Genomic DNA, 26031 nt, shown 5'->3' with positions numbered 1-26031 from the left:
GTCGGCCCGGCGGGAAAGGGGAGCGTGACATGGGGATCTGGCGGATCGGGCCGGACGTGCTGGCGCGCGGCCGGTTCGCGGTGTCGCCGCTGACGCAGACCGTGGCGGCCCTGAACGCGCTGCACCAGGGCCACGCCGGTCCGGGACGGGAGGAGTGGCTGCGGCGGCACGGTCCGGCGTACCGCGAACGGCTCGCCGGGGACCGGGTGGCGGCGCTGCTGGTCCGGGCCGCGCTGCGGCCCCGATGGCTGGCGGACTTCCTCGTCACGCCGCCGCACGACGACGACCGTACGTTCCACGACGAGGTACGGCGCGTCAGGCGGACCCCGGCCGACGTGGTCACGGCGGACCTCACCACAGCCGCCGGAGCGCCACTGCCACCGGAACTGCGCGTCCCCGACCTGCCGGACCGCGCCGCCGTCCTGCTGGAATGGGTCTGGACCGAGACCGTCGAACCGGAGTGGCCCCGCCTGCGCCAGGTCTTCGAAGCCGACATCCTCTCCCGTACCGGCCGCCTCAGCACCGGCGGCTGGACCGCCGCACTCGCCGGCCTGCGACCCGGCCTGCGCTGGCTCGGCGACGGCCGCCTGCGCATCAACGCCTACGACAACCCCCCGAGGGACCTGCACCCCGAGGCCCGCCTCATGTTCATCCCCACCGTCACGACCTCCGGCTGGGTCACCTGGGACATCCCGCACCGCTACGCCGTCGTCTACCCCGCCACCGGCCTCCTGGCCGACCCCACCCCGCACGCGGCAGCCGATCCCCCCGCCGCGGTGAGCGCTCTGATCGGCCCCGTCCGCGCCGACATCCTCGCGCGCCTCGGCGAACCACGCACCACGACCCAACTGGCCGCGCTCACCGGCCACAGCCTCGGCTCGGTGAGCGGCCACCTGGGAATCCTCCTGGCCGCACGACTGCTCCACCGCCGCCGCTCCGGCCGTTCGGTCCTCTATTACCGCACGTCACTCGGCGACGATCTCATCAACCCCCGGGCTTGAGCGACCACCGGAGCGGGTCATCGCGCTTGGTCGGCAGGTGACGTGCGTGGTGATCGAGTCATCCGTACGTCGTCAGGCAGCTCTGACTAAGCTGAGCGCCATGCCCTTGGTGCGACTCTCCGTCGAGAACTACCGCTGCTTCTCCAAGCGGCAGGAACTGGAGCTACCGTCTATCACAGTGGTGCTCGGCAAGAACAATTCAGGGAAAAGCGCCTTGGTGCGCGCACCATTGGTGCTGTCCACCGGCATCCGGGGTGAGTCGACGCTTCCGCTGGACCTTGGCATGCTCGGCGATGACGCGCCAGAGTTCGTCGATCTCGTCCACAGGCGTCTGGAACATGGCAATGTGACGCTGAGTTACGAGTTCGTCGTCGGGTCTGAGCCGCCGGTCAGGCTCCAGGTGACCGTTCAGAACATCGCCGAATGGCATACACAACTGGTCAGCCGCTGGCATCTCCGCGTGGGAGACACCACGGCGGAGCTCGAATGGCTTTCAAACGAGGCGTTCGCGGACCCCGACGGGCAGGTTTATCGGCTTACGCTCCCCGGCATCGCCGAGCAGGTGGTCATGCAAAGATTCGAAGGCCTGTTCCCGGACGTCGCGGGGCCCGAATGGCGAACGTTCCGCATCGGAATGGACCGCATTCGTGCGGGTTTCGATCAGATTCGCCTGATGGGACCGTTCCGCGTCCGCCCGAGCCGGTTCGGCAGAGTCCCTGCCAGGGCTCCGGAGGAAGACGGCGAGTTGGGGAGGAACACGGCGGCCACGTTGATTCATGACCATGTCCGCCGAGGTGGCCGGCTCCTCGCTAAGGTCAACGAGTACCTCAGTGCGCACCTCCCTGGCTGGGAACTGGAGGTGGTTCCCCGCTACGACGCCTACTCGGTGGGGTTGAAATCGACCGTGACCCGGGGATTGTGGGTGCCTGCCACGGACACCGGAACCGGAGTGGCGCAGGTGCTTCCCATCCTTGTGCGCAGAGCACAGGACGAACTTGATCCTCCGGGCCGGGACATCCTGGAGATCGTGGAAGAGCCGGAACTCCACTTGCATCCCTCGGCCCAGGCATCGCTGGCGGATCTCTATCTCGCCGCCGCTAAGAAGACCTCCGTCCGTTTTTTGATCGAAACGCACAGTGAGACCTTTCTGCTGCGCCTCCGGCGAAGAGTGGCCGAGGGAGGACTTGATCCCGGCATGCTGGCCCTGTACTTCGTGGAGAGTACGGGAGACACGGCGACGGCCCGTCGCATCAACGTTGATTCACTCGGCAATGTCGACTACTGGCCGCAGGGCATCTTCGCCGAGGACTTCGAGGAGACAAGAGCGCTCCTCGCGGCCCAACTCGACCGCCAGGGTCCGAATGCGCGTTGAAATCGCTGCGGCGATCTTCGTTGGAGACGATCACGCGCATGGTGCTCTGCGACTCCTCGCACTCTTCGTGCGCGGCCGCCACGTCTGGGCGGTGGATCCCCGCGACGTCCCCGTACTGGACGTGTTCCTAGATCGTCAAGTCCCCTGCCTCGCGGATTCATACAGAGACCTGGCCCGGTTGAGTGCCGTCCAGTTCGGCGCCTATGCGGTGGACGATGCATCGCCTCCGGTCAGGGTCTCGCCGGACGATTTGGACGATCACGTCGCGGACCTGGAGCTTCCAGCGGTCGTGGTGGTGGAAAACAGTGGCTCCGACGGGAGTTTCCTCAAAGCTCTGTTCTCGCTGTTCGGAGGACGGGAGCTGCTCAAGGCGATGGACGAGAACTGGCTCATCGTCGGTCATGGAGGTGGCGGTGACACCTATCGCAGAGCCGAAGAGGAGCACAGCAGGTTCCGGCGCCTCGACCGGGTGGCGGTGGTGTTCGACAGTGACCGCATGTCACCCGGCGATCCGGTGAAGAACGCCGCACGCATCGAACAAGTGCGGAAACGCGTTCCGCATGTGCATGTCCTACGGCTACGTGAGGCGGAGAACTACCTTCCGAACAAGCTCCTTCGCTGCGCGAGGCCTTACCGGGAATCCTCCACCCGCATCGACTTCCTCAAGCGGTTATCTTTCGACCAGCGTGGTCACTTCGACATGAAGAACGGCTTCGGACCGAATGGTGTGCCTGTGACCCAGGAGGCGCTCTACGACGGGGTGTCTCCAAGGACCATAGCCGGGCTGACGAACGGCTTCGGCAGGGACGTCATCAGGCTCTTCGAGGAGGATGCGGCCAAGACGCTGACGGATGCCGACTTCGAGAATGACGTGGGTACGGGTGTGCCTGATGAGCTGCGTGGCATCGTCGCCATGCTGCGGAAGATCGTTTAGGGGTGGGTGGTCGTGTGACCGCGGACAGTTATGACATCGACGTCAAGCCTGAGATCCAGCTGATGGAGCAGGTCCTGACCCCCCTCGCCGCCGGTGAGCTCCGTATACCGAAGTTCCAGCGGCCGTTCGTGTGGCGGCCGGAGCAGATCCTGGATCTGTTCGACAGCATCGAGCGGGGATATCCGATCGGAAGTCTTCTGTTCTGGGAAACCTCACTGAGCCTTGCCAGCCTGGACTATATCGGGGACCTGCCTGTGCCTCGGCCTGGTGAGGGACGGCCGGTGGCGTATGTCCTAGACGGTCACCAGCGACTCTCCGCACTCTTCGGAACGCTACGCCGACCCGCGACCGCACGCCGTTCCACAGAACAGAGCGACTGGATGTGGTGGCCATATCGTGTTCTAGGAGACGTGGACGATGGTGGTAGTCGGTACCGGCACTGGAAGCGTGCGGAAGCGCCACCTCCACACTATCTCCCCATGCGCTCGGTGCTGCGAACCATAGACTTCCTGGCGTTCGCCAGGGAACTGGCGGCAAAGGCGACCCCGGATATGGATGTCGACAGGCTCATCAGCGAAGCGGAACTCGTGAGCCAGCGGATCAAGTCCTACAAGCTTGCCGTGGTTCGGCTGGTAGGAGGCTCCCTTGACGTCGCAGTAGAGGTCTTCTCCCGCGTCAACAGTACGGGTCAGCCCATGCGGCCGGCTCAAATGGTCTCGGCGCTGACATACCGGACTAGTGATCAGCCGAGTCTGTCTGACCGAATCGATGAGATGGTCGAGCTCGTCGCGGATACCGGATTCGGTGAGATCTCTTCGGACGCTGTGTTCCGTGCTGTCCTGGCCATCGCGGGAGAGGAAAACGTCCAGGAGGCCCGCTGGGATGTGCTGGCCCGCAGAGTGCAGAACCAGCTTCAGGACGCAGTTGACGCCACGGAAGTCGCACTGGTGCGAGCCGTCCTGTTCATTCGCGATCAGATCGGCGTGCCGCTCGCGCGTCTTATCCCGTATGACGCGCAACTGATGCTGCTGGCTACCTTCTTCCACAACTGCCCTGTTCCGGATACCAAGCAGATCGATCGACTCACCCGGTGGTTCTGGGTGACATCCTGGTCGGGATATTTCGCCGGAGCCAATACCACGCAGATCAGGCAGGCCCTGCAGGAGATGAAGGAATTCGCTGGTGGGAGGAGATCCTTGTCTGTCGCGGGTGAGCGGTCGCGGCCGTTCCCCGACCGCTTCGACCTGCGCAGTGCTCGCGTCCGTGCCTTCATCATCTGGGAACTCCAGGAATTCCCGGAGCGGCTGACGGCAGAAGGAGCGAGGATTCCCGCCGTCGAAGTGCTGGCGCGTGCGGCCAACGCGGCGTACCGGCACGTCGTCACGAAACGTGGAGCGCCGGCGGTGTCCAGTCCTGCGAACCGGCTGATCATGCCGACCGCCCCCCGAGTCTCAGTACGCAACACTCTGTTGAACCTTCCCGATCACCTCAGAGACGTTGTCCTCGCCAGTCACGGGATCCCTCTTCAGGCATGGGAACTGCTACGAGTGAACGACGACGAGGGTTTCGTCGAGATGAGAAGGACGACGCTGGCGGCACGCGAACGTGCGTTCATGGCCACGCTCGGGTTGACGGCCGGTGTCGATGTCGTGGGCGAGGCGGATATCGACACGGAATGAGGGGAGCGCGGCACGCGAGGGAAGCGAATCTTCTGTGGCCGCGTGCGGTTCAGGTGCCGGCCCCGGCCATTGGCAGGTGAGCTGATCAGCCGTGACGACGGAGACCGTGATAGGCACCTTGATCGATGACGGTCGGCTCCTGAAGTATTACCAGGGCTGGAAGAATGTGGTAGAGAATGTCCGTCATGGGCTCCCCGTTGATCTTGGCCAGTCTGCCTTTCGCCATCGGTGTGGTCATGCTCGGCCTGGGGCTCAGCCTGACCCTGGACGACTTCCGGCGGGTGGGACGGTATCCGAAGGCGGTCGTGGTCGCGCTGCTGTGCCAGATCGTGCTGCTGCCGGTGATCTGCTTCGGTCTGGTGCTCGTGTTCCGGCTGCCGGCGGAGGCGGCGGTCGGGTTGCTGCTGGTGGCGGCGGCGCCTGGTGGGCCGACGGCCAACCTGTTCAGTCATCTGTTCGGGGGGGACGTCGCGCTGAACGTCACGCTCACCGCGATCAACTCGGTGCTGGCGGTGGTCACGCTGCCGGTCGTGGTGAACCTCTCGGCCGGGTACTTCCTGGCCGGCGAGGCGGCGGTCGGGTTGCAGTTCGGCAAGACGGCGCAGGTCTTCCTGATGGTGATCGTGCCGGTCGCGGTCGGGATGTTCGTGCGTTCGCGCGCGCCTGAGCTGACGCGGCGGCTCAACATCCCCGTCCGGGTCTTCTCGATCGTGGTCCTGGTCACGGTCATCTACGCCGTGCTGTACGGGGAGCGGGAGAACCTGGTCGGCTACTTCGTCGCGGTCGGGTCGGCCGTGCTGGCGTTCAACATCGTGAGCCTGCTGGCCGGGTACGGCGTGCCGCGCCTGACCGGTGTGGACCACCGTGGGGCCACGGCGGCCGGGTTCGAGATCGGCATCCACAACACCGGGCTCGCCATCACGGTCGCGTTGAGCCCGACGCTGCTGAACAGTCCCGAGATCGCGGTCCCCGGTGCGGTGTACGGCATCGTCATGTTCTTCACCGCGACCGGGTTCGGCTGGTTGATCGGCCGACGGGCCCGGGTGAGCGCGACCCCCTGACCGGCGCCGGGCCGTTCTGACGGGTCCGGGCTTCGCGTCGATCACGGCGTCAGGACGCTGCCACCGGTCCGGCCGCGATCAGGTGTCCGGGTGCTCCAGGTCGGCGAGGAGCCTTTCGGCGCGGCCGGCGAAGAGGTGGGACCCATGTGCGGCGGATCGGTCGCGGGCCCTCTCCGCGGCGGCTCGTACGGCTTCGGCCGGTTCGCCGCGCGCCTGGAGCAGGCACGCGTGCAGCAGCAGGACGAGTCCTTCCGCGTAACGCTGGCCGTGGGACTCCATGGCCTTGTCCGCTCGGCCGAGAGCGGCGGCCGCCTTGTCCGGCATGCCGGCGGCCAGCCACATCTCGGCGATCAGCGCGTGGTGGTAGGCGACCCCCCATCGCGGCGGGTCGGCCAGCGTGCCGTCGAGAAGGCGCTCGGCCTCCGCCGTGACACCGGCGGGGTCGTCGCCGGTGAGGGCCCTGGCCCACGACCAGATCAGTCGTACGTAGTGCTCCTGCTGGACGGCGGTGCGGCCGGTGCCGACGGTCATCCACCGGTCGATCGTGCGCAGCACCCAGTCCGCGTCACCGGCCTTCGAAGCGATGATCGAGGTGTAGTAGGCCCAGGTCGAGATCGCGAACGCGTCGTCGGAGCCGTTCCACTCGTCGATCATGGCGCGTGCCGCCTCGACGTCACCGTGCATCGCCGTCATGACGGCCCGCCAGCCGGGCCACTCGCCGGAGACGTCACGCCGGATGGCGCTCTCGCTGTGCGAGGCGACGACCCCGTCGAGAAGGGCCGGGTCGTTGGCGACGAAGACGCGGTACGCCTCGCCGATGGCGCCGATGTCCCACTGGTGCAGGCCCCAGGCCTGCCGGCCGTACACCCGGACCACCGGATCGGCGGACGCCTCGCCTTGTTCGTACAACCGGCGGACCAGGCCGAAGCGGTTCCACTCCAGGAAGGTGTAGGCCCCGAACAGGCGCGCGAACAGCAGACCGGCGGCCTCGACCTCGCGGCCGAGCTGACGTGCCAGGTGTTCGGCGCGCTCCAGCAGATCGGCCGTCGTGCCGCCGAACCCGGCCTGCCGGCGCGGCGCGACGGCGATCAGTGACAGAGCGGAGAGCTCCAGCTCCGGGAGACCGGCGGTCCGCGCGATCCGCGCGGCCGACTCCAGGTGCCGGTCGGCGGCGGCGAACGCGAGCTTGGTCATCGCGCGCCGGCCGGCGCGCTTCAGCGCCTCCACGGTGCGGACCGGGTCGGCCAGCGGTCCTGCGGCACTCAGGTGGAAGGCGAGGCGTTCTGTGACGGACTCGTCGTCCGCCTGGGTTGCTTCGAGCGCGTCCGCGACACGCAGGTGCAGCCGTACCGCCAGGAGCTGCTCCGTCGTCTCCATGATCGATTCACGGACCAGGTCGTGCGCGAACCGCCACGAGAACGGGTCCTCCGGCGCTGTTTCGAGCAGGCCGAGCGCACGCAGCGGTTCGAGGCGTTCGAGGCAGTTCGCGACCTCGACACCGGCGGCGCGGGCCAACAGGCCGAGATCGACGTCGCGGCCGATCAGCGCGGCGACCCGCAGCAGATCGCGAGCGTCGGTGTCGAGGCCCGCCATCCGATCGCGGACGACGTCCCGCACGGTGGACGGCACCCCGGCCGGCGCCGATGTGCCGGCGTCGCCGAGCGCGCCGCGGTCGCTCAGGAGCCGCGACAGTTCGCGGACGAAGAAAGGATTGCCGGCGGTGCGCGCGTGGATGTCGCGGGTGATGTCCGCGCCGGGTTCCTGGCCGGTCTCGCGGCGGATGAGCTCGGCCACGTCGACCGGGCTCAGCGGGCCGAGCCGGATCCTGCGGTGGGCCGGCCGCCGGCTGGCGGTGGCCAGCACCCGGGAAAGGTCGGGGCCGGGTGTGGGGGCTCTGTCGCGGAGAGCGGCGATGATCGCGGTGCCGGCGGGGAGCCGGCCCACCAGGTGGTTCAACAGCTGCAACGAGGTGGCGTCGATCCACTGGAGATCGTCCATGACGAGCAGCGTCGGACGTTCGGCCGAAGCCTGGCCGATGAAGGTGACGACCTGCTCGAACAGGCGGAACTGCGCACGGCCGCCGGAGACCGGTGGCGCGGCGGCGTCGTCCCGGGACTCGATGATGCGGCCGAGTTCACCGCTCAGCCACTTCTCGCGGGCCGGCGCGCGCAGGCTGTCGAGGACGACGGTGAGCGCCTGCTCCCACGGCCACATCGACGGTGTCCCGTCGCCTTCCATGCAGGAGGCCCAGGCGACGAGCGCGCCACGCCGGTCGGCGACGGCGGCGGACTCCTCCAGCAGGCGCGTCTTCCCCGACCCCGGTTCGCCTTCCACGATGACGAGCCCGCTGCGGCCGGTGACCGCCGCCTCGACGGCCTGCCGCAGCACACCGGCCTCGTCGTCCCGGCCGACGAGGCCGGCCGCCGGCCGCACGGGTGCACGGCCACTGTCGCCTTCCATGCTCGGCACCGGCGGCGAGGCCGGGGCCTGCGTCAGAACGCGCAGGTGCGCGGCCCGCAACGCCGGTCCGGGGTCGATGCCGAGCTCCTCGGTGAGGCGGTCACGGACCAGGTGGAACGCCGACAGCGCCTCCGCCTGCCGTCCCGCGGCGCCGAGGCAGGCGATGAGGCCGGCGTGCACGGGTTCGTGGAACGGCGCCATCGACGCGGCCAGGTGCAACGGCGGGAGCACGCGCTCGGGCCGGCGTGACGACACGGCCAGCTCGGCCGCCGCCACGCAGGCGGCGTAGAACTCGTCGTCGAGAGCGGCGAGGATCGGCGTCGCGGGGGACTCGAAGGACAATCCGTCCCCGGCGGGGCCGCGCCAGAGGCCGAGCGCCTCGACGTAGTGGCCGAGCGCCGCCTCTGGGTCCTGCCGGGTGAGAGCCGCCTCGGCCGCCGCGACGAGCTGCCGGAACGTGACGAGGTCCAGGGTGCCGGCACCGGCGTCGAACACGTACGCGTTGCCGCGGCGGTGCAGATGCGTGCCGGACGCGCGGGCCGGGACCTCGGGTTCGAGCACTCGGCGTAACCCCCCGACGTACTTCTGGATGAGATTGAGCGCGCTGGCGGGGGCGTCGTCGGCCCACATGAGGTCGATCAGTTCTCTGGTGCTGACCGGATGGCCCGCGCGCGCCAGGAGCAGAGCCAGCAGTTGCGCCTGCTGCCGAGGGCCGGGATCGATCTCGATGCCGTCGCGCCACAGCCGCAACGGGCCGAGGACCTGCAGACGCAGCGAACCGGTGCCGGTCGGCGGCCCTTCGCCGTCGGGCCGGACGGGAGGTGCTGGCCCAGAAACGTCGACTCCCGGATGCGCATGACAGATGTACCCGCGCGGTCCGTGCCGGACCGGCGACGCGCATCGAGTGTACTGGTCCGGGTTCGCCGCCAGAAGAGGCCGTGGCGCGGGTGACGTCGCCGGATCGGCTCGCCGTCCACCGCGGTGCCGGAGAGGCCTCGGAGGGACGGCGCGGGTTCAGGACGCGGTGCTCGATCGGGCCGGCGAGTAGACGCTCCAGGCGTGGAAGCCCAGTCCGATGCCCCAGAAGACGATCGACCAGATCGGCCAGAAGTGGTGTGCGGAGTCGTAGACGGCCCACACCACGACCTGCGCGACATTGGACAGGACATAGAACAGCGCGTGAATCCACAGACCCCACTTACGGGCCGCCTCGCTCATGTTTGTCGTCATGGCCGCACGTTAGATCGGCGCAGTTCCTGAAGACTGAATCGCCGGGTTCAGCGAACGTCAAGCAGCCGGAATCTACGGTGACCTCGAAGTTTCCGGCCTTGACGTCGAGAGGACCCCGATATGACGACGACCCGCAGAGCGGTGCTGGCCGGCTCCGCCGCCGCAGTGACCACCGCCGTGCTCGGAGCGACCGCGGCGCAGGCGAGCCCCCGGCCGAAGACCGGGCCCAAACCCACCGTGGTGCTCGTGCACGGCGCCTTCGCCGACGCCTCCGGCTGGAACGACGTCATCGCCAAACTCGTCCGCGAGAACTATCCGGTGATCGCACCGGCGAACCCTCTACGCAGCGTGGCCGGCGATTCGGCCTATCTGGCCTCCGTCCTCGCCACGCTCAGCGGCCCGATCGTCATCGCCGCGCACTCCTACGGCGGGATCGTCGTGACGAACGCCGCGGCAGGAAACCCGGACGTGAAGGCGCTGGTCTACGTGGCCGCGTTCGTCCCCGACGAGGGAGAGTCGCTGCTGGGCCTGCAGACGAAGTTCCCCGGAAGCAGGCTCAACGAGGCGGCACTGGATTTCCGTCCCTACGCCGAGGGCCTCGTCGACGGATACATCAAGAAGGACGTGTTCCACGACGTCTTCGCGCAGGACGTCCCGAGGCCGACGACCGACCTGATGCACGCCGGCCAGCGTCCCGCCGACGCGCGCACGCTCGGGGAACCGTCCGGCGCGCCGGCGTGGAAGACCATCCCCTCCTACTACCTCGTCGCCAGGAACGACCGGGTGCTGCCGGCGGCGGCGCAGCGGTTCATGGCGCGACGTGCCGGTTCGACGGTCCGCGAGGTCGACGCCTCACACGTCGCGATGATCTCGCAGCCCGCCGCGGCGGCCGACCTCATCAAGCAGGCCGCGCGCTGACGTCCCGGCGGCCGATCGTCTGGAAGGACGAGAGAGACGATGCACCAGCGTGCGTACGAGCCCCAGTGCCTCGCCGAAGAGGACCGGCACTCCTCGGCGAAGTCACCGGTCCGGAACCCGAGGCCGGTGCTTTTCGCGCTGGCGCTCGGCACCTTCGCGATCGGCACCGGCGAGTTCGGCAGCAACGGCGTCATCCAGTTGTTCGCGTCCGACCTCGGGGTGTCGATCCCCGTCGCGACCCACGCGATCACCGCGTACGCCTTGGGGGTGGTGATCGGCTCCCCGGCGATCACCCTGCTCGCGGCCCGCGTCAACCGGCGCACTCTGCTGCTCGGACTGATCGGGTTGTTCCTCGCCGGCAACGCGCTGTCGGCGCTGGCGACGGACATCGGGCCGCTCGTCGTCTTCCGGTTCCTCGCCGGCAGTGTGCAGGGTGCGTACTTCGGCGCCGGGGCCGTCGTCGCCGCGTACCTGTACGGCCCGGGGAAAGGCGGCAAGGCGTTCGCCACCGTGATGGGTGGCCTGACCGTCGCCACCATCGCCGGGTCGCCGCTCGGCGCCTTGATCGCTCAGCACGCCGGGTGGCGCGCCATGTACTGGTCCGTGGTCGGCATCGGCCTGCTCGCCGGCGTCGCACTGCTGGTCTGGCTGCCTCGCACCGGTGACCTGCGCGGCGGCCCCGTCATGAGCGAGCTGCGTGCCCTCCGGCGGCTCGGCGTGTGGGTGATGGTCGTCGTCGCGGCGCTCGGCATCTCCAGCATCTTCGCCGTGTACACGTTCATCGGCCCCTTCGTCACCGACTCCGCGCAGCGGGACGCATCCCTCATCCCGATCGCGCTGGCCGTCTTCGGTCTCGGCATGCTGGTCGGCAACCAGCTCGGCGGACGTGTCTCGGACCGGTACGAGCACCGCGGGCTGACGTGGGGTTACGGCGGGGTGCTGGTGTTCCTGGTGCTGATCGGCGTGGCCGGCGACGACATCAGGGTGCTGCTGCCGTGCCTGTTCGGCGTCGGCGCGACCATGATGTTCGCGATCCCCACCATCCAGGTGCGGCTGACCGGCCTCGCGCCGGACGCGCCGACCCTGATGGGTGCGCTCAACCTTGCCGCGCTCAACCTGGCCAACTCGCTCGGCGCGATCGGCGGCGCGGTCACCATCGAGGCCGGCTGGGGAACCCTGTCCACCGTGTGGGCCGGCTTCGTCCTCACCGCCGCCGGCCTCCTGCTGTACCTCGTCACCGTCGCCAGGCGGAGTCCGGCGGCCGGGCCCGATCTCCGGCCGGCTGTGCCGGCCCGTTCCGACGGAGGCACCACGTGACCGACGGCATGCCGCGCGGGCCGGTCCTGAGCGAGGAGCAGTTCCGCAGGCTCGCCGCGTACGGGGAGGTGGAACACGCCGAGGCCGGCCGTGATCTGTACGTGTCCGGTGACGACGCCTACGACTTCTTCCTGCTCCGGACGGCGGCCGTGGACATCGTGCGGGACGCGACGGCCGTCGAGCCGGAGCGGCTGATCTTCCATGGCGGCCCCGGTGACTTCCTCGGCGAGCTCAATCTGCTGACCGGACAGTACGTGTACCTGACCGCTCGGGTGGTGTCCGCCGGCACGGTCGTGCGGATCGGTGAGGCGAAGCTGCGCCGGGCCCTCGCGGAACAGGACGACATCGCCGACCTGGTGCTGGCGGCGTTCCGGGAACGGCGTGAGGTCATCCGCGCGGCCGCCGGCGCCGTCCTCGAACTCGTCGGCCGGCCGGAGAGCGCGCAGACCCTGGACCTGCGCGCCTACGCGACACAGTTGCTCCTGCCGCACACCTGGCACGACGCCACCTCACCCGGGGGACGTTCGCTGATGACGGCGGCCGGGCTCACGGCGGACGACCTTCCCGCCGCGATCGCCGGCGGCTCGGTGCTGCGGCGCGCGACACCGGCGACGGTCGCGGAGACGCTCGGCCTCACGTACCGGGCCGGCGACCTTCCGGTCGATCTGGTCGTGGTGGGGGCCGGTCCGGCGGGGCTGGCCGCCGCCGTGTACGGCGCGTCGGAGGGCCTCGTCACCGTGCTGCTGGACCGGAGCGGGCTCGGCGGCCAGGCGGCCAAGAGCGCGCGGATCGAGAACTACCTGGGCTTCCCGCACGGGGTCAGCGGCTCCGACCTGACCCGCCTGGCGATGGTCCAGGCACTCAAGTTCGGCGTGCGGTTCCACTCGCCGTGCGCGGTGACCGGTCTCGACCTGTCCGACCCGCGACGTCCGGTGGTGCTGCTGCAGGACGGCGTGCGCATCCCGTGCCGCGCGGTGATCGCCGCCACCGGGGCCCGGTACCGGCGTCTCGACATCCCGCGGTGGACGAGGTTCGAGAACTCCGGCTGCGTCCGGTACGCCGCGACCCGGCTCGACGTCGCCGGGTACGAGAACCGGCCGGTGACGGTCGTCGGCGGGGCCAACTCCGCGGGCCAGGCCGCGCTGTCCCTCGCCGCGGCCGGCGCGACGGTGGACCTGGTCGTCCGCGGCGACGATCTCGGGGCCGCGATGTCGTCCTACCTGACCGACCGGGTTCGGTCCCATCCCCGGATCGGGGTCCACACCGGCACCACGGTCCGCGAACTGGCCGGGGACGACACCCTCACGTCGATCCTCGTCGAGAGGCGGGACGGACGGCGGCAACGGCTGGCCTCGTACGCGCTGTTCTGCTTCATCGGCGCCGACCCGGTGTCGGGCTGGCTGTCCGGCGTCGCCAAGGCCGGCGACGGCTTCGTCCTCACCGACGGCCTGCTCCCCGCCGACGCGTCCGGCACGCGCCTTCCGTTCCAGACGAGCGCTCCGCGGGTCTTCGCGGTCGGGGACCTCCGCTCGGGTTCGGTGAAACGCGTGGCCACGGCCGTCGGGGACGGCGCGAGCGCGATCTCTTCCGTGCACGTGGCCCTCGGCCGCGACTGACGCGGCCACCGGCGGGAGGACTGCCGGTCAGGACTTGTAGAGGTCCGTCTCGCTCAGCGCGGGTCTGCCGGTGTCGGAACGTCCGAGGCGGGACGCGGAGCCGAACATGGGTCCGCGAGCGCGCTGGAGGCCGGTGATCCGGCCGAAGCCGAGCGGTTCCGGCACGTCGTCGTAGACGGCCTCCATGCCACCTCGCATCGAGTACGTCTCGTGCCAGAAGCCGGTGCCACCCGAGTCCCGCAGGAAGCTCAGCCACCAGTCGCGATGGGGCTCCGACCGCGCGTATTCGAGCAGCGACGGCAGGTCACGCCAGTACTGGCGCATCCCCATGTTCATCGGGAAGATCGAGTAGTACACGGGCTCGTGCAGCAGCAGCCCGTCCGGCCGGTCCGCGACCGACGCGTTGATCTTGCGGCCGAAGCTGAAGAAGGTCCGGATCCCGTACAGGTGGTTCACCCGCATGCCGAGGTAGAGGACGATGAGATCGGGATAGGCGGACAGATCGACGGTCTGCCTGTTCACGCGAGTCGGCATTCGATGCTCCTGGTGGCTCGGCCTGGGTTCGTTCCCCGCCGACCCAAGCTACGAATGCGGACTTGACCGGCACTGAACCCCGGACCCGGCGGCAGTGAACGGTGACTTCCTCTTCGGCGGCCGGCGCGACGGCCGTGCCGCGCGGACCGCTAAGCCGCGATATATCGTCTGATGTGTCCTCCGGTGGAGATCACTCATCCGGGTGGTGGTCCGTACGGGCCGGTGGCCGATCGGGGAGAGGTGGGAGACCGTGGGGAGTCGGCTGGTGCGGGGCTTGCTGGCGGGTGGGGTGCTCGCGGCGGCGGGGTGGGGGGTACGGCAGGTGCGGGCCGAGCTGGGGGTGCGGCCGTTGACGGCCGGGGGGTCGCGGGCCGAGCGGATGCGGAGGTCGGCGCTGTTCGACGGGACCGGGTTCGTGAATCCGATGCCGGGGAGCACCGTGGCGCCGAGTGGGCCGCCGGCCCGGTTCCTCCGGGATCTGCTCACCGGCCGGGAGGTCCGGCGGCCGGGTGGGGTGGTGCCGCTCGGGGTGCCTGCCGGGGGTGCGGCGGGGGACCTGCGGGCCGTGTGGCTGGGACACGCGACGACGCTGGCGGAGATCGAGGGACGGGTCGTGTTGTTCGATCCGGTGTGGAGCAGGCGCGTCTCGCCGGTGGCGTTCGCGGGGCCGAAGCGGTTGCATCCGGTGCCGGTGGGCCTTGCGGAGTTGCCTGCCGTCGACGCGGTGGTGATCTCACACGATCACTACGACCACCTGGACATGGCCACGGTGCGGGTGCTGACGCGGATCTCCGAGGCGCCGTTCCTCGTGCCGCTCGGCATCGGCGCTCATCTGGAGCGGTGGGGGGTGCCGCCGGAGCGGGTGATCGAGCTGGACTGGGAGGAGGAGGCCGAGGTCGCCGGGTTGCGGTTCACGGCCACGGCGGCACGGCACTTCTCGGGGAGGACGCTCACCAGGAACGACACACTCTGGGGGTCCTGGGTGGTCGCGGGGGAGCGGCGGCGGGTGTTCTACGCGGGGGACTCGGGCTATTTCGAGGGGTACGCGGGGATCGGCGCGGCGCACGGGCCGTTCGACCTGACGATCCTGCCGATCGGGGCCTACAGCCCCGCGTGGCCGGACATCCACATGAACCCGGAGGAGGCGGTGAACGCGCACCTCGACCTCGGGGGCCGCACGTTGCTGCCGGTGCACTGGGGGACGTTCACGCTGGCCCTGCATCCCTGGGGGGAGCCACCGGACCGGCTGTGGCGCGAGGCCAAGGCCCGGGACGTGCGGATCGTGGTGCCGCGGCCGGGGGAGACGGTCGATCCGCACGCCGCGCCGCAGGTGGACGGGTGGTGGCAGGCGCTGGGGGTCACGCGCTCGTAGCTTCCAGCGGCGCTCACGCGGCCGGAGGCGGGCCGGTGCGTCCGGTCCTCCCGGACCGGCCGGCGCGGGTGCGGCGTTTTCTCCAGGCGGTCATGCGCAGGAGGATCCCGCCGGTCAGCAGGGTCAGGGACACGGCGGTGATCAGGATGCCGGCCCGTTGGATGGACGTGCCGGTGAGCGGGGACCCGACGGCGTGGGGGACGGCGAGAGTCGCGTACAGGACGAGTGCCGTGCGGTCGGTCAGGATGCGTGGGAGTCGTTTGTCCACTGGTGTCCCCCGAAAGGCGAAGTATCAGGATGAGCGGCCGGCATGGCCGCCGTCGCCGTGCGCTATCCGGATTTACCCTGGTTCTTCGCGGGAATCACGGCAAGATCCACCTGAGTCCGGGTAGGAAAGGGTTGTCGCCTGGCCATGGATATGCGTCGCGCTTGAACAGGTCTTCATGGTGCGGGAGGTGTCACCGGACGGCTCCGCGTGAATTGTTTCCGCGCCAGGCACGCGTACGCCGCTCGCGAACGAGCGGGCCGGGGAACGAGCAGGCCGGATCTTTTTTCTCGGCGCGAGGGTGGCGGCCGGCCGGCGCTGCCACCTGCGGGTATGTGCGCACGGGTCGCGGCCTGACGGATATCCGCAGGTCATTGTCTGGTTCGTTACTGGTTGACGGCTATCTAGGCATATTTTACGCTGTGTGAGCGTTTCGCTAGCGGCGTTGTGAATTCCCGCGACAGGAGGCTCGTGATGACACCCGAACTGACGAGGACCACGACCGAAACCCCCGTTATGCTCACTCCGGATCTGGTCCAGAAGATGCTCACCGCGCGTCAGGCGGTCCAGGTGATGAAGTTCCGTACCACCTGCACCGACTGCGTGCCGAACTACTGACCGGAAATCAGCCGGAAACGTCCCGTACCGGTTCGAAACCGGTTTCGGTGCCAAGCCGAAATCGGAGTTAAGGGACTCTTGTGGTGTAGCGGGTGAAAAACCACAGGATGGTGTCCGGGGGTGCTGACCACCCGCATCCCCGGCTATCATTGCGCGCCGTCCCCGGCCACATCCTCGGGACGCTCGAACGCGCCGGCCGGGGGGTCGTCGTCCTCGCGGTGGACGGCCTCTCCGCGCGCGCCGCGGCCGAGACCTGGACGGCCGCCGAGACCGTCGTCCTGACGTCCACCTTCCCCAGCACCTCCGCCACGGCGTGGATGACCGCCGTCACCGGCGCGGCGGTGCACGGCCACCTCGTCGTCGGCGCCGTCTACCGGTCACCCGCCGAGGACGTCCTCGTCGACGTCATCACCGGCGATCCGCTGGCCGCCGCGCCACGTCCCCTCGACACGCTGCGCGCGCTCCCCACGGTCTTCGAGGCCGCGGCGTCCCGCGCACGCGTCGTCGTCGCCGGACGCGAGCTGGACACGCTCACCGGCCCCTGGGTGACCGCTCTGCTGCGCGGCGCGGAACGCGGGCCGAAACCCGATCCGCAGGCACTGGACGCCGAGGCCGGCGACCCGGCCTCGCTGGCCGCCGCCGTCGGCCGCGACGTCGGCCGTGCGCTCGCCGCGCACCGCGACGACCGGCCGCTGCTGCTGTGGATCTACGTCAACCTCGACCTCCACCTGCACCGCCACGGGTACGACACCCGCGCGCTCGACGCGCTGCGCGCGCTGGAACGCCACGCGCTCGGCTGGGTCGAGCGCGGCTGGACGGTGCTCGCGCACTCCGACCACGGCCACGTCCGCTGCGTACGCGACACCGCGCTCGAAGAGGCGTGGGCCCGGGTGGACACCCCCGAGCTGTGCGCGCTGCCGGCGGGAGGCGCCGGCCGGGTCCGGTGGCTGTACCCACGGGAGGAACGGCGGGCCGAGGCCGCCGACCGGCTGCGTGACGCGCTCGGGGACCACGCGCTCGTCGTGGACGCCGAGGAACTGCCGTCGCTCGGCCTCATGGACCTCACCCCGGCCGTACGCGAACGCCTCGGCGGCGTCGTCGCCGTCGCCACCTCCCCGCGCTTCCCGCTGCCGGTGCCGGGCTTCGCGTACGAGCACGGGGGCCGCACCGAGGACGAGACGGCCGTGCCGCTCGCCACCTGGGGCTAGACCACCGCGGCCCGGTCGCGGCGCGGCAGCAGCACGAACAGCGCGACCACCGCGAACGCCAGCGCGCTGAACGCGTACACCAGGCGGTACTCCACGAACTGGATGATGAACGACCCGAGCGCCAGGGACCCGACGAACGGGATGTCGATCAGCGCGTCCATCGCGGTGAGAGCCCGTCCCTGGAGTTCCTTGGCCGTGCTGCGCTGCACCAGCGTCGTCGTCGCCACCATGAAGACCGGGATGGACACCCCGACGAGCACCCCGGCGGCGCACATGCCGGCCTCGCTCGTGGGGATGACCAGCACCAGGCCGACCGTGCTGAACAGGAACCCGATCGCGGCCGTGCGCCGCTCGCCGAACCGGCGGATCAGCGTGCCGACCATGAGACCCCCCGCGATGGACCCCGCTCCCTGGAACGCCGCGACGACCCCGATGAACGCCGACGAACGGTTCAGGCCCTGGTCCACGGCCGCGAACATCGCCGGGTTGATCAGACCGGCCGCGCCGAGCGCCAGCCCGAGCGCGACGACCGCGCCACGCAGTTCCCGGTCCCCGATGATGTGCCGCACCCCGGCGGTCAGGTCACGCCACAGGTGGCCCTTCTCACCGTCGCCGGACCGCACCAGGTCGGGGGTGCGGCGCAGCAGCAGCAGGACCACCACCGACAGCAGGAACGTGCCGGCGTCGAGGATCGCCACCGCGCCGAGCCCGAGCGCCACGAACAGGCCCGCGCCGAGCAGCGGGCCGAGGATGCGCAGGCCCTGCGCGAGCGAGCCGAACAGGCCGTTGGCGTCGCCGAGCAGCTCGGCGGGGACCATGGAGTGCAGCAGGCCGCCGCGCGCCGCGTTGAAGATCGCGTTCGAGATGCCGTACCCGAGGGTGACCGCGAACACGATCCAGATGTCCCCGGGGCCGCGCACCAGCAGCAGGCACAGCACGAGGGCCGCCGCCACCAGGTCGTTCACGATGAGCGTCGCGCGGCGCGGGAACCGGTCCACGATCAGGCCGGTCACCGGGGCCAGCAGCGACGGCACCGCCAGCAGCACGAAGATCACACCGGCCAGCGCGTCCGAGCCGGTCAGCTCCTTCACCCAGATGGCGAGGACGATCAGCAACGCGCGGTCGCCGAACATGTTGATCGCCTGGCCGGCGAACAGCAGCACGAACCGGCGGTCACGCATCAGCCGTCGCATCGGCCGTGCCGCGCTGTCCTTGGGTGTGGCCGGTGTCGCGGACGTCACGGGCCCTCCTTCGGTGTCGGGGGTCGTACGGCAGGCGCGACCGCCGCAGGGGACGTGGTCCCGTCCTCCTCGGCCCAGCCGGCGGCCACCAGCAGGTCGATGAACTCGCCGGCGAAGCCGTCGCCGATCGGAAGGCCGGAGGCCAGTGTGGCGTACCCGGCCACCTGTGCGCGGTCGCGCACGTCGTCGACGGCGTGCGCCAGGGCCAGCATGCGCGTGTAGCCTCCGGCGCGGTCGGCGGTGAGCCGCGCGTCCACCCAGGCCCGGCCCGCGTCCCCCGCCGCCTCGGCGAAGCCGCGCACGTTGAACGGCCCCGGCCAGCACCGGCGTACCGGCGGGCCCGCCGGTACGTCCTGCGGCGCGCCGGACGGCAGCAGTGTGCCGACGTGCTCGGCGAGGCCGGTGAGCCACCGCCGCGCCTGCTCGTCCCCGTGGCCGCCGCACACCTCGTCCAGCCAGCCGAGCGCGGCGAGCCCCACCTCCGTGCGGTGCCGCAGCGCGGCGAGCCCCACCTCCGTGCGGTGCCGCGGCGGCGCGGCCCCGGGGGAGGGGACGCACTCCATCAGGCGCGCCGCGGCCCAGCGCAGCGCGATGCCTTCGAGCTCGGGCCGGTCACGCGGGGTCGCCTCGGCGAGCACGGCGGCGGTGGCGGCGGCGACCGTCGCGGTGCGGCGCAGCTCGGCCGGGTCGACCTTGTCGAGGGTGTCGCCTGAGCTGTGGTTGAAGCGGTCCGGCCAGTGTCCGAGCGTCACGACCGGTGTGCCGACCGAGCGATCCACCAGCAGGCTGTGGTCGGAGGCCCCGACGAACGGTGTGGCGCGCCAGGCCCACGTGTCGCACTCCACCGTCCCCGCGTACGAGCGCGCCGCCTGCGGCAGACAGGCCACCACGTGCTCGGCGAGCGCGCCGACGAACCCCGGCAGGTGGTCGGGACACCGCTCCACGATGAGCGGCCCCCCGCACAGCCGCTGGTCCTCTCCGGCCATGTCCACGTTGACCGCCGCGAACGGCGCCTGCTCCGCCACGTCGTGCAGGTACGCCGCCATCCCCGTGAACTCAGGACCCCAGACGAACCGCACCGGCCTGCGCCGCGCACGCGCCGCCAGCACCCGCGCGGCCCCGAGCAGCGCCGCCACCCCCGTGGCGTTGTCGTTGGCGCTCGGCCGGGGGTGGCACAGATGCGCGTACAGCAGGATCTCGCCGCCGTCCCCCGGCAGCACCCCGGTCACCACCGGCATGGCCGCACCTCGCTCCACCGCGACGGCCACCCGCACCCGTCCCGCTTCGGCCAGCCGCCGCACCGCGCCACGCGGCACGCTGAACGCGAACGACGACCCCCCGGCCCGCAGCTCGACCCGGCCGATCCCCCCGCCGGGGGAGACCTGCTCGGTGACCACCCCGGCGGCACCGTGCCGCTCCGCGAGGCCGAGCACCTCGCTCAGCGGCACCGCCACGTCGTCGTGCAGCACCACCGCGCCGCGCGCCTCCGCGACATCCGCCACCCCGTACACGGCGAGTTCGCCGCCGCCACCACCTGAGTACGCCGCGAGCGTGAACGGCTCCTCGGGGTACCGGACCGTCACCCCGCCGCCTTGCAGCACCCCGGAGACCGGGCTCCACCCCACCGGCGCGCGGAACGACCACCACCGCCGCGCCCCGTCGGCCGGGAACTCGTGGACCCGCACGTCGCGCAGCCCCGCCTCCTCGGCCCGCGCCGCGACGTACCGCGCGGCCTCGGCGATGCCGTCGGACGCCTGGTACCGGTCGGACCCGCACAACGCCGCGACGTCCGCCATGGCCGCCTCGGCGCCGAACCCGGCGGACAGGTCCCGCACGACCTCCCGGACGTTCACCGGCCCACCAGGCGGGAGAACGCCGCGCGCCGCTCCGCCGACAGCGGCACGCTCACCCTCGTCACAGCGGGGCCGCCGGTCAGGGGACGGACGGGCTTGCCGGTGACGCCGTCCGGCGGCGTGCCTTCGACGACGACCCAGGGGAGTGCCGGATGACCGGGGACGACCGTGGCGCCGAGGTCGCGCAGGCCGTCCACGAGGGCCGGTTTGGCGGTGGCGAGCGCGGTGCGCAGGGGGGTGAGCAGGTCGCCACGGGACAGCAGGCGCAGCGCGAACCGTAAGGAGAGCGACGCGACCGCGAGCGGCGGCGCGACCCGGCGCAGGGCCGGTGCCGCGCCGGCGGAGCAGACGGCGAAACCGGCGCGCAGGCCGCCGCAGCAGTACCCCTTGGAGAGGCTGCGCAGCACCACGAGGCCCGGGAGGCGGGACGTCAGGGGGACGGCGCTCGCCTCCGGTCCCGCGTAGGCGGCGCAGGCCTCGTCGAGCACGAGCAGGGACCCCGCCTCGGCGGCGGCCTCGGCCAGCGCCGCGACCCGCTCGGCAGGCAGCAGGTCGCCGAGCACCCCTGGCCGTTCCACCACGATCAGGGACGGCCGGGCCGCGGCGACGACCTCGGCGGCGTCGCCGGCGGCCGGGTCGAAGACACGCAGTTCCGCGCCGTGCGTGGCGGCCCAGCCGAGGAGGTCGGGGTGCGCGTACGGGGTGCACAACACGGTGCCAGGCGCCGCGAGCGCGCTCAGCGCGGCGAGCAGTCCGGTGGTACCGGCCCCCGCGACAACCCGGTCAGGGGTGATCTCGGTCCCGAAATGCCGCGAAAGCACGGGGGCCGCGCGTTCCCCGCCGTAGGGGTCGCGCAACGCGTAGTCCCTGGAGAGGTCGAGCAGATCCCCGCCGACCGCGCTTCCGGCGGAGGACACAGGCGTGGCCGCCGAAGAAGGCGCGGCAGCGGCTACCGATGCGGCGGTCGGCGGAAGAAGCGCGGCCGGGGACGCGGCGGTCGCCGGAAAAGGCAGCGCAGGGGACGCGCCGGTGCCGAGTCCGGACCAGACCTCGGTGAGGACGTCCTGGACGTACTCCACCTCGTCCGGTGCCGAGCGCAGGTCGAGCGTGCCGGAGGCCGGGGACCGGTGGTCGAGAACGGCGGGCCGGGGGACCTCGCGGCGCCGGGCCACGAACTGCACGTAGCGGGTGTCGAGGTCCACGGCGGCGCCGGAGGTGAAGGCGGCGTCGGCGCGCAGCACGTCGAAACCGGCGGCGGCCAGCAGCCCGGCCACTTCAGGGGGCCGGTACAGCCGCACGTCGTCCAGCAGTCGCGCCACCTTCCCGCCGGCGTACGTCACCCGCAGCTCTCCCCGGCTCCGGCCGGACAAGGTGTCGTAGGAACGGAAGAAGTCGAACACCGTCCCCTCGGCCTCGAACCGCGCCGTCGGCCGGTAGTGCCGCAGGATCGCGTCCACGTTGGAGTGGTCCAGCACGAGCAGCCCGCCAGGCGCCAGCGCGTCCCGCACCCGGCGCAGCATCCGGAGCTGCTCGCCGTCGTCCCCCCAGCCGAACGCCTGCAGGCAGATCACCGCGTCGGCCTCAGGCAGCGGCCCCCCGCCGAGCAGGTCGGCCTCCACCAGCCGCAGCGGCACCCCGGCGCGGCCCGCCGCCGCGCCTGCCTGGTCCAGGGCCCAGCGGCACACGTCCACGCCGGTCACGTCGTGGCCGTGCTCGGCGAGCGGCACCGCGTGCCGTCCGACGCCGCAGCCGAGGTCGAGCACCCGGCGGCCAGGCGCGTGTTCCGCGAGGGTCTTGAGCAGGTACGCGACCTCGCCGGCGGTGCGCTCCGCGGTGTACTCGTGCCGTGCGAAGCTCCAGTAGTCGGCGGTGAAGTAGTCGGCGTACCAACGGGTCACGAGAATTCCTGGCGGCCGAAGAAGTCGCACACGTCGCAGAGGTCGGCCGGGTTCGGCACGCCTTCCTGCAGGATGTAGACCCCTTCGCACACCCGGCACTTCTGCTCGACCAGCGGGAACATGTACCGCTGCATGGTGGCGAACGACTCGAACAGGTAGTAGTCGATGCCGGGCCACAGGCCGTACAGGTGGTCGGCCATGGCGTACGCCATCGACCGCTCCTGCGGCCCCGTGGTGAACCGGCCCGGTGTCCCCTGGCGGTTCAGCTCGGGGGCCACCAGCTCCAGGTACAGCATCAGCTCCTTCTTGGTGATGCGGTACAGCGGGAAGATGTACCGCAGCCCGCCGAGCTCGCGCACCGGGATGCCACCCATGCGGTACCCGCTGGTCAGCCACGTCACCATGCTCGCCACCAGGTCGTCGGCGTTGAAGCCGAACGCCACGGTGCCGGCGCCGATCTCCTGCGCGTGGTTCTCCAGCATGCGCCGCAGCACCTGGTGGCCGACGACCATGTTGAGGTGCCGGTTCTCGCCGGACACGACGCTGTTCATGGCCTCGACGAACGGCTTGCGCAGCCGGAACACGCGCTCGATGTCCGTGGCGGTCACGATGACCTGGTCGATGCCGAGCCCGGCGGCCGACGCGCGGGCCGCGGCGAACGTCGCGGGTTCCTCCCAGTCCGGCAGGCCGGTGATGGTGACCGACGTCATGGAGAAGTCCGGTAAGCGGCTGCCGGTGCGTTCGAGCAGTTTGAGGAACGCCACGCTGTCGCGTCCGCCGGACAGGCCGATGACGACCGAGTCCCCGGCGCGCAGCACACCGTGGCTGAGCACGCTCTGCACGAACGCCTCCTCGACGTACCGCACGAAGCCTTCGGCGTCGAACTGCTCGACGCGTTGCTCCAGCCGTCCCGAGATGTCGAAGAGCACGGTCTTGGCGTAGATCGGGTCGGAGGTGCCGTAGACGGTGCGCGCGGGACGCCGGGTGACGTCCATGTCGTAGTGGCGCACCTGGCGGATCTCGATGACGTCGTCGGGGCCGACGGTCGTGGTCTCCTCAGGTGCGATCTTGCCGTTGACCGTGGTGAGTACGGCGTTGACCGGGATGCCGTGCGCGGTGAGCACCTCGGTGAGTGGCCGTCCCGGTGTCGCGTCCAGTGTCTCGGATCCACCGACTTTGTTGTGGAAGACCACGTGAGCCACGACTTTTCTCCCTCGCTAGGGCGGCGACTTCGGCTTAGTATGGGGTCATTTACGGCATTCGCGTCAAGCGTTGACAGGCGTGCACTTCGGCCACGTGAATCTCGGGGGTACGCGTTGAGCTCAGCTTTGACGGTCGACGTTCACAAGTCCATCGATGCCGTTGACTTGACCGAATGGGATGATGTTGTATCTGAGGCGGGAGCGCCGGTTTTTTATCAGGCGCACTATTTGCGTACCTATGAGCGTTTTCCGCTGACCGACATCGAGTCCTTCTCCTATTTCGTGGTCCGCGACCGGGGCCGTGCCGTCGCGGTGCTCCCCGTTTCCCTGCTGCGCGGCCTGGACCCGCTGCGCCAGCTCCGCGCGCGCTACCCCGTGACCGGTGAGGAACGCGGCCTGCTCAGCCACGTGTGGCACTGCTACGACGCCTGGATCCCCGGCGCGTCCACACCGGCGCACGTCGCCGCGGTGACCGGCGCCATGTGTGACCTCGCGCGCGACCTCGGCGCCGCCTGGTACGGCTTCGTCAACGTGCCGGCCGGGTCGTGGCTGCGCGAGGCCCTGCTCGCCGAAGGCTTTCCCGCGCACCACATCGAGGACCGCTACCAGGTGGACCTGCGGGGGATGACGCGGGTGGACGACTTCATCGCCGGCGCGCGGCCCACCGGCCGCAAGAACTACCGCCGCAACGGACGCCGCGCCGCCGACGCCGGGGTGCGCGTCCGGGTGGCGCCGCCGCGGGACGTGGACCTGGCGGCGGTCACCGCGCTGTGCGCCGCCACCTCCAAGCGGCACGGCACCGGCGGCTACTACCCAGAGGAGCTGTTCACCGGGTTCGTCACCGCGCTCGGCGACGCCGCCTGCGTCATCGAGATCCATGAGGAGGAACGCCTGGTCGGGGTGGCCGTCTCGTTGCGCGACCGCACCCGGTTCCACGCCTGGGCCTGCGGCGTCCACTACGACGTCGGCGGCAACTACAGCCCCTACCCGCTGCTGTACACCACCTCGGTGGCCCAGGCGCTCGCCGAGGGCCGCGACACCCTGGAAGGCGGTCGCGGCAACCACGTCTTCAAACGCCGGCACGGCCTCACGCCGCTGGCGCTCGACGCCTGCCTGCTTCCCGCGCGTCCGGCCAGGTGACGCGGCGCTTCACGGCGCACCCCGGCCGTCCCCCCGAGTGGGCCGCGCTCGCCGAAGGCGGTCCGCTCTTCGCCACCGAACGCTGGCTTGCCGCCATGCGCGGCCGGATCCCCGGCGCCGCGTACACCTTCACGCTCCACGACTCCGGCACCCCGGTCCTCGCTCTGTACGGCACGGTGCCGGACGCCGGAGGCCGCCGCGAGGTGTTCAGCCTTCCGTACATCCTCACCGGCGACCCGGTGGAGCTGCCGCTGGCCGCCGCCACCCGCGCGCTGCGTCCCCTCGCAGGCGCGCCACCCGACGCCGCCTGGCACCCCTACCTGGTCGTCATGCTCCCCGGCTACGAGTGCCACCCGCTCGGCCCGCTGGCCGGCGACCCCGCGGCGCTCGGGGAGCTGTGCGACGCGATCGTGGCGTGGGCCGGGGAACGGTCGCTGCGGGCCGTGGCGTTCCTGTACACCCCGCCGTCGGCCGGCGCGCTTCAAGGCGAGCTGGCGGCCCGCGGCTTCCTGCGGGTCCCCCTGGCGTACACCTGCGAGCTGGCGCCGCTGGGGGACCGGTTCGAGGACTACCTGGCGTCCCTGCCGCGCAAGCGCCGCACCGAGGCGCGGCGCGAACTGCGGCGGCTCGCCGAGGCCGGCATGACCGTGCGGGCCGCCGAGGTGACCCAGCCGCCGCAGGACGTGGTGGAGCTCAAGCGCGGCCACTCGGCCAAGTACAACGGCGTCCCCTCCGGCCGTGAGGGGATCCGTGCGCGCCTCGAAGGTCTGTGCGCCGGCGGCGCTCTGCTGTTCCGCGCCGAGATCGCCGGTGCTCTCGTCGGCTACGCGCTGTTCGTCACGCACGGCGGCGTCTGGTACTGCGTGAGCACCGGTATGGACTACACGCGTCCCGACGCGCGCCATGCCTACTTCGCCACCGTCTTCTACGAACCCGCGCGTCTCGCGTACGGCGCCGGTGTCCGCCGCCTCCACTACGGCCAGGGAAGCACGGAGGCCAAGACCGCGAGGGGCTGCACGGCGACCGAGCTGCCGGGCTGGATCCTGCCGCTGGACGGCCGCCTCGCTCCCGCGGTGACCGAGAGCGCGCGGACGACCCGGCTGGCCTAGGGC

21 protein-coding genes are annotated in these 26031 nt (G+C 70.8%); 13 read left to right on the top strand and 8 right to left on the bottom strand.

Annotation, left to right across the window (positions count from 1 at the left end):
• The first annotated feature begins 29 nt into the window (after positions 1 to 29).
• From BJ992_RS25995 to BJ992_RS25975, 5 genes are all read left to right on the top strand, one after another.
• Complete coding sequence (locus BJ992_RS25995; RefSeq protein WP_184985363.1) at positions 30 to 1001, top strand: ArsR/SmtB family transcription factor; 972 nt, start codon at positions 30 to 32, stop codon at positions 999 to 1001.
• A 46-nt stretch (positions 1002 to 1047) separates the two neighbouring features.
• Positions 1048 to 2373 carry a DUF3696 domain-containing protein gene (locus BJ992_RS25990; RefSeq protein ID WP_184985361.1) on the top strand — a complete coding sequence of 442 codons (1326 nt, stop codon included), beginning with the start codon at positions 1048 to 1050 and terminating at the stop codon, positions 2371 to 2373.
• The gene (locus BJ992_RS25985) at positions 2363 to 3307 is read left to right on the top strand and encodes a hypothetical protein (protein ID WP_184985360.1); all 945 of its coding nucleotides are present in this window, start codon (positions 2363 to 2365) and stop codon (positions 3305 to 3307) included. The genes BJ992_RS25990 and BJ992_RS25985 overlap by 11 nt, the downstream gene beginning before the upstream one ends.
• A 14-nt stretch (positions 3308 to 3321) precedes the next feature.
• Entirely contained in the window at positions 3322 to 4986 is a 1665-nt protein-coding gene (locus BJ992_RS25980; RefSeq protein ID WP_221474982.1) for a GmrSD restriction endonuclease domain-containing protein, read from the top strand.
• A 185-nt stretch (positions 4987 to 5171) separates the two neighbouring features.
• Positions 5172 to 6047 carry a bile acid:sodium symporter family protein gene (locus tag BJ992_RS25975; protein WP_184985358.1) on the top strand — a complete coding sequence of 292 codons (876 nt, stop codon included), beginning with the start codon at positions 5172 to 5174 and terminating at the stop codon, positions 6045 to 6047.
• 78 nt (positions 6048 to 6125) lie between these two features.
• On the opposite strand, the gene BJ992_RS25970 is transcribed toward BJ992_RS25975, so the two are convergent.
• Positions 6126 to 9257: an ATP-binding protein gene (locus BJ992_RS25970; RefSeq protein WP_184985356.1), complete on the bottom strand. Its 3132-nt coding sequence runs from the start codon at positions 9255 to 9257 to the stop codon at positions 6126 to 6128.
• Between the two features lie 264 nt (positions 9258 to 9521).
• Positions 9522 to 9737 carry a 2TM domain-containing protein gene (locus tag BJ992_RS25965; RefSeq protein WP_184985354.1) on the bottom strand — a complete coding sequence of 72 codons (216 nt, stop codon included), beginning with the start codon at positions 9735 to 9737 and terminating at the stop codon, positions 9522 to 9524.
• Between the two features lie 120 nt (positions 9738 to 9857).
• Here BJ992_RS25965 and BJ992_RS25960 point away from each other — a divergent pair, with 120 nt between their 5' ends.
• From BJ992_RS25960 to BJ992_RS25950, 3 genes are read left to right on the top strand one after another with little or no spacing between them, the layout of a single operon-like run.
• The gene (locus BJ992_RS25960; protein ID WP_184985352.1) at positions 9858 to 10655 is read left to right on the top strand and encodes an alpha/beta fold hydrolase; all 798 of its coding nucleotides are present in this window, start codon (positions 9858 to 9860) and stop codon (positions 10653 to 10655) included.
• Positions 10656 to 10694: 39 nt separating this feature from the next.
• Positions 10695 to 11972: an MFS transporter gene (locus tag BJ992_RS25955; protein WP_184985350.1), complete on the top strand. Its 1278-nt coding sequence runs from the start codon at positions 10695 to 10697 to the stop codon at positions 11970 to 11972.
• Positions 11969 to 13588, top strand: a complete 1620-nt coding sequence (locus BJ992_RS25950; protein ID WP_221474981.1) for an FAD-dependent oxidoreductase — start codon at positions 11969 to 11971, stop codon at positions 13586 to 13588. The genes BJ992_RS25955 and BJ992_RS25950 overlap by 4 nt, the downstream gene beginning before the upstream one ends.
• A 27-nt stretch (positions 13589 to 13615) precedes the next feature.
• Here BJ992_RS25950 and BJ992_RS25945 read toward each other — a convergent pair whose 3' ends face one another.
• Positions 13616 to 14122, bottom strand: coding sequence for a monooxygenase family protein (locus BJ992_RS25945; protein ID WP_184985348.1), 507 nt, complete (start codon positions 14120 to 14122; stop codon positions 13616 to 13618).
• A 250-nt stretch (positions 14123 to 14372) separates the two neighbouring features.
• On the opposite strand from BJ992_RS25945, the gene BJ992_RS25940 reads away from it, so the two are divergent.
• Entirely contained in the window at positions 14373 to 15494 is a 1122-nt protein-coding gene (locus BJ992_RS25940) for an MBL fold metallo-hydrolase (protein ID WP_343072854.1), read from the top strand.
• Positions 15495 to 15507: 13 nt separating this feature from the next.
• Here BJ992_RS25940 and BJ992_RS25935 read toward each other — a convergent pair whose 3' ends face one another.
• Entirely contained in the window at positions 15508 to 15762 is a 255-nt protein-coding gene (locus BJ992_RS25935; RefSeq protein WP_184985346.1) for a hypothetical protein, read from the bottom strand.
• Between the two features lie 471 nt (positions 15763 to 16233).
• On the opposite strand from BJ992_RS25935, the gene BJ992_RS25930 reads away from it, so the two are divergent.
• Both BJ992_RS25930 and BJ992_RS25925 read left to right on the top strand, forming a co-directional pair.
• Complete coding sequence (locus BJ992_RS25930; protein WP_184985344.1) at positions 16234 to 16377, top strand: hypothetical protein; 144 nt, start codon at positions 16234 to 16236, stop codon at positions 16375 to 16377.
• 149 nt (positions 16378 to 16526) lie between these two features.
• The gene (locus BJ992_RS25925; protein WP_184985342.1) at positions 16527 to 17585 is read left to right on the top strand and encodes an alkaline phosphatase family protein; all 1059 of its coding nucleotides are present in this window, start codon (positions 16527 to 16529) and stop codon (positions 17583 to 17585) included.
• Here BJ992_RS25925 and BJ992_RS25920 read toward each other — a convergent pair.
• The 4 genes from BJ992_RS25920 to BJ992_RS33300 are packed head-to-tail and all read right to left on the bottom strand — an operon-like array spanning position 17582 to position 23779.
• Positions 17582 to 18826 (bottom strand): MFS transporter, encoded by a 1245-nt coding sequence (locus tag BJ992_RS25920; RefSeq protein ID WP_184985340.1) that lies wholly within the window; start codon positions 18824 to 18826, stop codon positions 17582 to 17584. The two genes, BJ992_RS25925 and BJ992_RS25920, sit on opposite strands and share 4 nt — an antisense overlap.
• Positions 18823 to 20679 carry a DUF4910 domain-containing protein gene (locus BJ992_RS25915; protein WP_184985338.1) on the bottom strand — a complete coding sequence of 619 codons (1857 nt, stop codon included), beginning with the start codon at positions 20677 to 20679 and terminating at the stop codon, positions 18823 to 18825. The genes BJ992_RS25920 and BJ992_RS25915 overlap by 4 nt, the downstream gene beginning before the upstream one ends.
• Positions 20676 to 22577 carry an aminotransferase class I/II-fold pyridoxal phosphate-dependent enzyme gene (locus BJ992_RS33305; protein ID WP_184985336.1) on the bottom strand — a complete coding sequence of 634 codons (1902 nt, stop codon included), beginning with the start codon at positions 22575 to 22577 and terminating at the stop codon, positions 20676 to 20678. Before BJ992_RS33305 ends, BJ992_RS25915 begins: the two co-directional genes overlap by 4 nt.
• Positions 22574 to 23779 carry a hypothetical protein gene (locus BJ992_RS33300; protein WP_184985334.1) on the bottom strand — a complete coding sequence of 402 codons (1206 nt, stop codon included), beginning with the start codon at positions 23777 to 23779 and terminating at the stop codon, positions 22574 to 22576. The genes BJ992_RS33305 and BJ992_RS33300 overlap by 4 nt, the downstream gene beginning before the upstream one ends.
• Positions 23780 to 24007: 228 nt before the next feature.
• Here BJ992_RS33300 and BJ992_RS25900 point away from each other — a divergent pair, with 228 nt between their 5' ends.
• The gene (locus BJ992_RS25900) at positions 24008 to 24919 is read left to right on the top strand and encodes a GNAT family N-acetyltransferase (protein WP_184985332.1); all 912 of its coding nucleotides are present in this window, start codon (positions 24008 to 24010) and stop codon (positions 24917 to 24919) included.
• Positions 24916 to 26028 (top strand): GNAT family N-acetyltransferase, encoded by a 1113-nt coding sequence (locus tag BJ992_RS25895; RefSeq protein WP_184985331.1) that lies wholly within the window; start codon positions 24916 to 24918, stop codon positions 26026 to 26028. The genes BJ992_RS25900 and BJ992_RS25895 overlap by 4 nt, the downstream gene beginning before the upstream one ends.
• The last annotated feature ends 3 nt before the right edge of the window (positions 26029 to 26031 follow it).

It is taken from the genome of Sphaerisporangium rubeum (assembly GCF_014207705.1).
In the GTDB taxonomy this organism is placed as follows: Bacteria; Actinomycetota; Actinomycetes; order Streptosporangiales; family Streptosporangiaceae; genus Sphaerisporangium; species Sphaerisporangium rubeum.
Note: the sequence above shows the minus strand (reverse complement) of the source record. Positions and strands in the feature narration are given on the sequence as shown.

Excerpts from the sequence above, each read along its gene's own strand:
- BJ992_RS25995 (WP_184985363.1), top strand. The coding sequence starts at position 30 with ATGGGGATCTGGCGGATCGGGCCGGACGTGCTGGCGCGCGGCCGGTTC.
- BJ992_RS25985 (WP_184985360.1), top strand. The coding sequence starts at position 2,363 with ATGCGCGTTGAAATCGCTGCGGCGATCTTCGTTGGAGACGATCACGCG.
- BJ992_RS25975 (WP_184985358.1), top strand. The coding sequence starts at position 5,172 with ATGGGCTCCCCGTTGATCTTGGCCAGTCTGCCTTTCGCCATCGGTGTG.
- BJ992_RS25965 (WP_184985354.1), bottom strand. The coding sequence starts at position 9,737 with ATGACGACAAACATGAGCGAGGCGGCCCGTAAGTGGGGTCTGTGGATT.
- BJ992_RS25960 (WP_184985352.1), top strand. The coding sequence starts at position 9,858 with ATGACGACGACCCGCAGAGCGGTGCTGGCCGGCTCCGCCGCCGCAGTG.
- BJ992_RS25955 (WP_184985350.1), top strand. The coding sequence starts at position 10,695 with ATGCACCAGCGTGCGTACGAGCCCCAGTGCCTCGCCGAAGAGGACCGG.
- BJ992_RS25945 (WP_184985348.1), bottom strand. The coding sequence starts at position 14,122 with ATGCCGACTCGCGTGAACAGGCAGACCGTCGATCTGTCCGCCTATCCC.
- BJ992_RS25930 (WP_184985344.1), top strand. The coding sequence starts at position 16,234 with ATGACACCCGAACTGACGAGGACCACGACCGAAACCCCCGTTATGCTC.